The following is a 7,159-nucleotide window of genomic DNA, read 5'->3' as shown; positions in this document are numbered from 1 at the left end:
GCACGAACCAATAGGCCTTCTTCCCCTATTCAAAAGGAAGGACCATCAAGAATTCAGGTACAATCCCAGCCGAAACAAGAACAAGTGAATCATGAAGAGCCTTCGCATGATTATGGAAACTATGGACAGGATACAGAGGAGTCTCTTGACATTCCGACTTTTTTACGTAACCGAAACAGAAGAAATAGATAACAATTCCTAAAAATCTGGCGCAATGAGGACTGTGTGATGTGACAAAAAGCCAAAGCATTGGAAAAGTGTCGCGGTATGCTGTTCCATTGCGCCATAAATTTATTTAAATGTTGTAGTTAACCTGCATCCACTTAAAAAAAACCAAAATTTCAACATATTTTAATGGTTTAAATCATTAAAACCGACTTGACTTATAGGAATAGTAAAACTATTATTATATTAATCATTTTTTGACTGAAAATTGTGTACTGTAAGAATTTTTATAAAAAGTCATGATAAATAAATGATCACAATCAGTTAATAATCCTTTGTGAGGTGGATTTTAGTGCAACTTCAAGTATTGAATAGTCCTTTTAATCAGGAGCAAGCAGAACTCCTAAACCGGATACTGCCTACGTTGACAGAATCACAAAAAGTCTGGTTGAGCGGTTTCTTGGCAGCAGCCCAATTTTCTTCAATTTCGGGGTCTGGAAATGTTCAGGTATCTGAACTACCTGGAGCAGTCACAGCTCCGGTCGTTTCAAAAAATGTAACGATCCTTTTTGGTTCACAGTCAGGTAACGCTCAGGGTCTTGCTAAGAAAGCAGGAAAGACGCTTGAAGCAGCTGGTTTCCAAGTAACTGTAATATCAATGAGCGATTTTAAACCTAACAATTTGAAAAAGGTTGACAATCTGCTGATTGTTGCTAGTACCCATGGCGAGGGCACTCCACCAGATAATGCCATTGCCTTTCATGAGTTTCTGCATGGAAAACGGGCCCCGAAACTAGAGCATCTTCGCTTCTCGGTTTTGGCTTTGGGTGACAGTTCGTATGAATTTTTCTGTCAAACAGGAAAAGACTTTGATGCACGCTTGGAAGAACTTGGCGGTACCAGGCTTTACCCACGCTTTGACTGCGACCTTGACTACGATGAACCAGCATCTGAATGGCTTGCAGGTGTGCTAAGTAATTTAAAAGAAGCAGATGCCGGCAGCCAAGTACCAGTTCAGGAACTGGTATCTCAAGCTGTAGAATCAACGTATTCAAGATCAAATCCGTTTAAAGCAGAAGTACTAGAAAATATCAATCTGAACGGCCGCGGCTCAAATAAAGAAACACACCACCTTGAGTTGTCGCTTGAAGGATCGGGACTCACCTTTCAACCAGGGGATAGTCTAGGAATCTATCCGGAAAATGATCCAGCTCTTGTAAACTTATTATTGGAGGAAATGAACTGGGATCCAGAACAGCAGGTAACTGTGAATAAAAAAGGAGAAAGTCTCGCGCTTAAAGAAGCACTTATCACACACTTTGAAATTACGACGTTAACGAAACCGTTGATTGAGAAGGCAGCCCGCCTTACTGCAAATGAAAATTTACAGGAATTGCTCTCACCAGGTAATGAAGAGAAATTAAAAACTTATTTGGATGGACGTGACTTACTTGACTTAGTCAGGGATTTTACTCCTTGGATTGGATCGGCACAAGAGTTTGTCTCCATACTTCGGAAAATGCCATCCCGACTGTATTCGATTTCGAGCAGCTTAACGGCCAACCCAGATGAGGTCCATTTGACTATCGGTGCTGTCCGTTATGAGGCACACGGCCGGAAACGAAATGGGGTTTGTTCCATCCAGACAGCGGAACGTTTGCAGCCAGGCGATACCGTGCCAGTGTATATCCAACATAATGAAAACTTCAAGCTGCCAAATAACCCAGATGCCCCAATCATCATGGTGGGACCAGGCACTGGTGCAGCACCATTTCGTTCCTTTATGCAAGAGCGTGAAGAAATCGGAGCTGAAGGTAAATCATGGCTATTCTTCGGTGATCAGCATTTTGTGACGGATTTCCTTTATCAAACAGAATGGCAAAAATGGCTGAAAGACGGCGTATTGTCGAAATTGGATGTAGCCTTTTCACGTGATACAGCTGAAAAAGTGTATGTACAACATCGTATGCTTGAAAACAGTAAAGAATTATTTGAATGGCTTGAAGAAGGTGCTCATCTGTACATTTGTGGGGATGAAAAACATATGGCCCATGATGTTCATAATACGTTAATTGACATTATTGAAAAAGAAGGCGGCATGAGCCGTGAAAAAGCAGAAGAATATGTAGCCGAAATGCAGCAGCAAAAACGTTATCAGCGTGACGTATACTGATTTGGGATAGAAAGGAGTTTCACCATGGTTAATCAAATTTTAAAAGCGCCTGAAGGCCCTCCTAGTGATGTGGAAGGTATTAAAGAAAGAAGTAATTATTTACGCGGGACACTTAAAGAAGTAATGCTAGACCGGATCAGTGCCGGAATTCCTGAAGATGATAACCGTTTAATGAAACATCATGGCAGCTACTTGCAGGATGATAGGGACCTCCGCAATGAACGTGCCAAACAAAAACTTGAACCAGCGTACCAGTTTATGCTTCGTGTTCGACTTCCTGGCGGGGTTGCTTCACCTGATCAATGGCTCGTAATGGATGACCTGGCTGATAAATATGGGAATGGAACTTTGAAACTGACTACCCGTGAAACGTTCCAAATGCATGGGATATTAAAATGGAATATGAAAAGTACGATTCAGGGAATTCATAATGCACTTATGGATACCATTGCGGCTTGCGGTGACGTGAACCGGAACGTTATGTGTTCTTCGAATCCGTACCAATCTGAGATCCATGCCGAAGTATATGAATGGTCGAAAAAATTGAGCAACGATTTACTGCCACGCACAAGAGCGTATCACGAAATTTGGCTGGACGAAGAAAAAGTAGCCGGAACACCTGAAATTGAAGAAGTTGAACCAATGTATGGTCCACTTTACTTACCTCGGAAGTTTAAAATCGGAATTGCTGTGCCACCTGGTAATGATATTGATGTTTTTTCACAGGACCTTGGTTTTATTGCGATTGTTGAGGATGGAAAATTAATTGGGTTTAACGTGGCGATTGGCGGCGGAATGGGAATGTCGCACGGGGACACAGCAACTTATCCACAACTTGCAAAGGTTATTGGTTTCTGTAAACCTGATCAATTATACGATATTGCTGAAAAAACAATTACCATTCAAAGGGACTACGGTAACCGTTCCGTCCGAAAAAATGCTCGTTTCAAGTACACAGTCGATCGACTTGGTCTAGAAAATGTTAAAGCTGAATTGGAACATCGTCTTGGTTGGAGTTTAGATGAAGCAAAGCCATACCAGTTTGACCATAACGGCGACCGTTATGGATGGGTTAAGGGCGTTAAGGGAAAATGGCATTTTACTCTGTTTATTGAGAATGGTCGTGTAGCTGACTTTAATGATTACAAGATTAAGACAGGGTTGCGTGAAATTGCCAAAATCCATACTGGTGATTTCCACCTAACGGGAAATCAGAACGTAATTATCGCTAATGTCTCCACGCAGAAGAAGAAACAAATTAACGAACTTATTGAGCAATATGGTTTAACTGATGGTGAGCATTATACAGCATTGCGCCGAAGCTCAATGGCATGCGTAGCTCTTCCTACATGCGGTTTAGCAATGGCAGAGGCAGAGCGCTATTTACCAACGTTAATTAATAAAATTGAAAACATTGTCGATGAAAATGGTCTTCGCGACAAGGAAATTACCATCCGAATGACGGGTTGTCCGAATGGTTGTGCCCGACATGCACTTGGGGAAATTGGGTTTATCGGGAAAGCACCAGGTAAATACAATATGTATCTTGGTGCCGCTCATGATGGGAGCCGCTTAAGCAAAATGTTCAGAGAGAACATCGGCGAAGATGAAATTTTAAGTGAACTTCGAGTTTTACTATCTCGCTATGCGACTGAACGAGAAGATGGCGAGCACTTCGGTGATTATGTAATTCGCGCTGGCATCATCAAAGCTACGACAGATGGTACCAACTTTCACGATTAATCAAATGAAAAAAAGACAGGTGAGCCCTGTCTTTTTTTTGCTTCAATTAACGATTGAAGCAATTAAAAAGGCAAACATGTCAAAACATGTTTGCCTTTCACTATATATTGATGTATTAATAAACGATAAAGTTATCCGCGTCTTCCGCCTCTACCGCCACGTTTTGTTTCAGTGCTTCGTTTTAAGGTAGATAAATTCTCTTCACTAGCCTTTAAGAATTTCGCAATTTTATCTTCGAAATTTTCCTTTGGTTTAAAATTGCTCTTTGAACGGAAATCTTTAGAACGGTTATCTACTCTTCCCTGGCGTGGTGGCCGTTGGGAATAAGATGAGGTTTGTCCTTCGGGCTTATCTATAGCTTTTTTGATGGACAAGGCAGTCTTTCCGTCCTTCTCACTAATTACTTTAACTTCAATTTGGTCGCCAACTTTTAAATGGTCATTAACGTCTTTTACATAGCTGTCAGCTACCTCACTGATATGAACTAACCCTGTTGTGCCACCAGGCAATTCTACGAATGCCCCAAAACTAGTGATGCCTGTTACTTTACCTTGTACCTTAGTACCTACCTCGATTGACATAAAAAAATGTTCCTCCTCAATAATGTTACAACCACCTCATTATAACAAATATATAGGGATAATATCAATTCTTTCATCAAGTGCCTGACACCTTTTTTTGCTCCTCCCTCTTTTTTTAGTTTGTAGATAGGTTATATGGAAAAGATTATAATGATTTCCATTTTTAGTATTATGCTAATGTATGGAATAGGAAAGGAGTGACGTGACATTGTCAGGTCCTAGTTTAAGAAAAAAGATGAGCACTCGTCCATTCATGAAGCCGCACTAAATAAGGCCATCGAGTTGAGAATGTTATTTCAGAAATGTTTGGTAGATGGTGACAAGCAAAAGGCATTACAAGTGATAGAAGTGGCAATTGAACACTGGGAATCTCGTACCTTGAAACATGCCGAAGCGGAAGAGGATGGGCTATATAAAGATATGATTGAAGCAAATCCAGATATGGTGACCACAGTAATTCAATTAACTCGTGATCATGACCTCATGCGGAGGATTGTAGATAATTTGAAAAATCTATTACAGATAGATGAACCAAACCAACGGATGATTTCCTTGTTAGATAGTCTGGTCATTATAGATCAAATCCAAAATGACGATGAAATGAATAAACTTCTGGTCGATCGAGAAAAATAAGTTTGGAAATTTTGGTTAAAAAAGGAAATGAGGGTGAAAATGAGCAAGAGTCCAGCATTAGAGGAAAAGTTATTACGTTTTGCCACACCAGCGTTGTACCAGCAAATGGCCGATACATTTTATAGTTATCATATCCATCCATACGATATCCATGGAACGGTCAAAAAAAATGAATCTGGATACGAAGTCACTTTACGGTTTTCACAATCATTTTCACAGGCAATGGCAACACAAGTTAGCTTTGAACAAGCGATGGTCCCTGATGCTGACGTTGTTCAATTTTTTGCAGAGGCTGCCGAGAAATGTAAATCACTGTTAATTTCCAATTATTACAAAATGATTAAACTGTAGAGGGAGCTGACTAAACTATTGTTTTCCTTTGAAAATGATCCAATGCTTATAACGATCGAGAGGATTTAATTGCTGTACTTAGGATGCGATTTGGGGTTTTAAATGGTGAAATGATTCTGGCAATCTATGAAATTGAAGATATAAATAAATTGCAGCGGCTTATACTTGCGGCAGCAAATGCACCCAGTTGGGGGATTTTTCTAGAGGAGTTTAAAAGCGGGAATGACTCGTTTCGATTGTTGGGTGAAGAATTTAACCCATTGGCTGATATCCTGACAAGAAGGGATGACACCGATGCAATCTAAAAAAAATAATCTGTTCCATTCTCTTAAACATTTGTGCCGGGCAGGACTGTTCGTTTTCATTTCAAAAGTGGCTTTTAAGTTGGAAAATTCGCAAAATAAATATTAATGAAAGCGTATGCTATAATGATGGTAAAAACAACAGCAAGGGGTAATCGCTATGTTGAAAGACATTTTTATGGGCTTATCACAAAATCAATTTTTAAATAGTACAGCTAAAAAATATGGTTTAAAATTAGGGGCACAAAGTGTCGTAGCTGGTACCAATATACCTGAAGTAATTCAAAGTATTAAAGAGCTGAATGCACATGGAATTTCATGTACAGTTGATAACTTAGGAGAATTTGTTTTTAAAGAAGAGGAAGCAACCCAAGCAAAAGAACAAATTTTAAACGTCATCGATGCGATTCATGAGCATAAAGTGGATGCACATATCTCGTTAAAACCAACGCAAGTAGGTTTAGATATTGATTATCAATTCTGTCTAAATAATGTAAGAGAAATCGTTGATAAAGCACATCAATATGATATTTTTGTCAATATTGATATGGAAGACTTCAAACACTTACAACCAACCTTTAATTTATTGGACGACCTATCGTTGGAATACAATAATGTCGGTACAGTGATTCAATCCTACTTCCACAAGGCGCAAGAATACCTTGAAAGATATCAAAATTTCCGCATTCGTCTAGTAAAAGGTGCTTATAAAGAGTCAGCAGAAATCGCTTATCAAGATAAAAAAGATATTGATGCGAACTTTATTAAGATTGCCGAATGGCATCTGTTAAATGGAAAATTCACTTCGATTGCAACACATGATCATCGCATCATTAATCATGTGAAGGAATTTGTAAAGAAGCATGATATTCCGAATGACAAATTTGAATTCCAAATGCTCTATGGGTTTAGAAAAGACATGCAGCTGGAGCTCGCTAGTGAAGGTTATAACTTCTGTACGTACGTTCCTTTCGGTAATGATTGGTACGGTTATTTCATGAGACGTCTTGCCGAACGGCCTCAAAACTTAAATCTTGTCGCGAAGCAAGTCTTTAACAAAAAAACGAATACCGTGCTCGGCGTTGCCGCAGGGGCGTTTTTATTAGGAAGATTAACTAAAACAGATAAGAAAAAACGTCACTAATATTTTAAAGCGCCTACAAAATTTTTTAAGAAACCCCAAACCTTCCATCTTGAACTGTGACCCATAA

At 39.5% G+C, this 7,159-nt stretch carries 7 protein-coding genes and 1 pseudogene; 7 read left to right on the top strand and 1 reads right to left on the bottom strand.

Annotated elements, in window-relative coordinates:
- The 3 genes and pseudogenes from V7659_RS18930 to cysI all read left to right on the top strand — a co-directional run.
- Positions 1-192 (top strand): annotated as a pseudogene (locus V7659_RS18930) (cell division protein FtsZ); the annotation flags it as partial.
- Positions 193-517: 325 nt separating this feature from the next.
- Positions 518-2,338, top strand: a complete 1,821-nt coding sequence (locus V7659_RS18925) for an assimilatory sulfite reductase (NADPH) flavoprotein subunit (protein ID WP_335541379.1) — start codon at positions 518-520, stop codon at positions 2,336-2,338.
- 24 nt (positions 2,339-2,362) lie between these two features.
- The gene (gene cysI, locus V7659_RS18920) at positions 2,363-4,081 is read left to right on the top strand and encodes an assimilatory sulfite reductase (NADPH) hemoprotein subunit (protein WP_335541377.1); all 1,719 of its coding nucleotides are present in this window, start codon (positions 2,363-2,365) and stop codon (positions 4,079-4,081) included.
- Between the two features lie 131 nt (positions 4,082-4,212).
- Here the strand turns inward: cysI and V7659_RS18915 are convergent, their stop codons facing one another.
- Entirely contained in the window at positions 4,213-4,662 is a 450-nt protein-coding gene (locus V7659_RS18915) for a S1 domain-containing RNA-binding protein (RefSeq protein WP_335541376.1), read from the bottom strand.
- 288 nt (positions 4,663-4,950) lie between these two features.
- On the opposite strand from V7659_RS18915, the gene V7659_RS18910 reads away from it, so the two are divergent.
- The 4 genes from V7659_RS18910 (at position 4,951) to V7659_RS18895 (ending at position 7,092) form a co-directional block, all read left to right on the top strand.
- Positions 4,951-5,295, top strand: a complete 345-nt coding sequence (locus V7659_RS18910) for a hemerythrin domain-containing protein (protein WP_335541375.1) — start codon at positions 4,951-4,953, stop codon at positions 5,293-5,295.
- A 39-nt stretch (positions 5,296-5,334) separates the two neighbouring features.
- Positions 5,335-5,646: a hypothetical protein gene (locus tag V7659_RS18905; protein ID WP_335541373.1), complete on the top strand. Its 312-nt coding sequence runs from the start codon at positions 5,335-5,337 to the stop codon at positions 5,644-5,646.
- A gap of 83 nt (positions 5,647-5,729) precedes the next feature.
- Positions 5,730-5,951, top strand: coding sequence for a hypothetical protein (locus tag V7659_RS18900; RefSeq protein ID WP_335541372.1), 222 nt, complete (start codon positions 5,730-5,732; stop codon positions 5,949-5,951).
- A gap of 157 nt (positions 5,952-6,108) precedes the next feature.
- Positions 6,109-7,092, top strand: a complete 984-nt coding sequence (locus tag V7659_RS18895; RefSeq protein WP_335541370.1) for a proline dehydrogenase family protein — start codon at positions 6,109-6,111, stop codon at positions 7,090-7,092.
- Positions 7,093-7,159 lie beyond the last annotated feature (67 nt).

It is taken from the genome of Neobacillus drentensis (genome assembly GCF_036966985.1).
GTDB classification, from domain to species: domain Bacteria; phylum Bacillota; class Bacilli; order Bacillales; family Cytobacillaceae; genus Neobacillus; species Neobacillus drentensis_E.
This window is presented reverse-complemented; position numbering and strand designations above follow the sequence as displayed.

Excerpts from the sequence above, each read along its gene's own strand:
- V7659_RS18905 (WP_335541373.1), top strand. The coding sequence starts at position 5,335 with ATGAGCAAGAGTCCAGCATTAGAGGAAAAGTTATTACGTTTTGCCACA.
- V7659_RS18900 (WP_335541372.1), top strand. The coding sequence starts at position 5,730 with ATGCGATTTGGGGTTTTAAATGGTGAAATGATTCTGGCAATCTATGAA.
- V7659_RS18895 (WP_335541370.1), top strand. The coding sequence starts at position 6,109 with ATGTTGAAAGACATTTTTATGGGCTTATCACAAAATCAATTTTTAAAT.
- V7659_RS18915 (WP_335541376.1), bottom strand. The coding sequence starts at position 4,662 with ATGTCAATCGAGGTAGGTACTAAGGTACAAGGTAAAGTAACAGGCATC.
- cysI (WP_335541377.1), top strand. The coding sequence starts at position 2,363 with ATGGTTAATCAAATTTTAAAAGCGCCTGAAGGCCCTCCTAGTGATGTG.
- V7659_RS18910 (WP_335541375.1), top strand. The coding sequence starts at position 4,951 with ATGTTATTTCAGAAATGTTTGGTAGATGGTGACAAGCAAAAGGCATTA.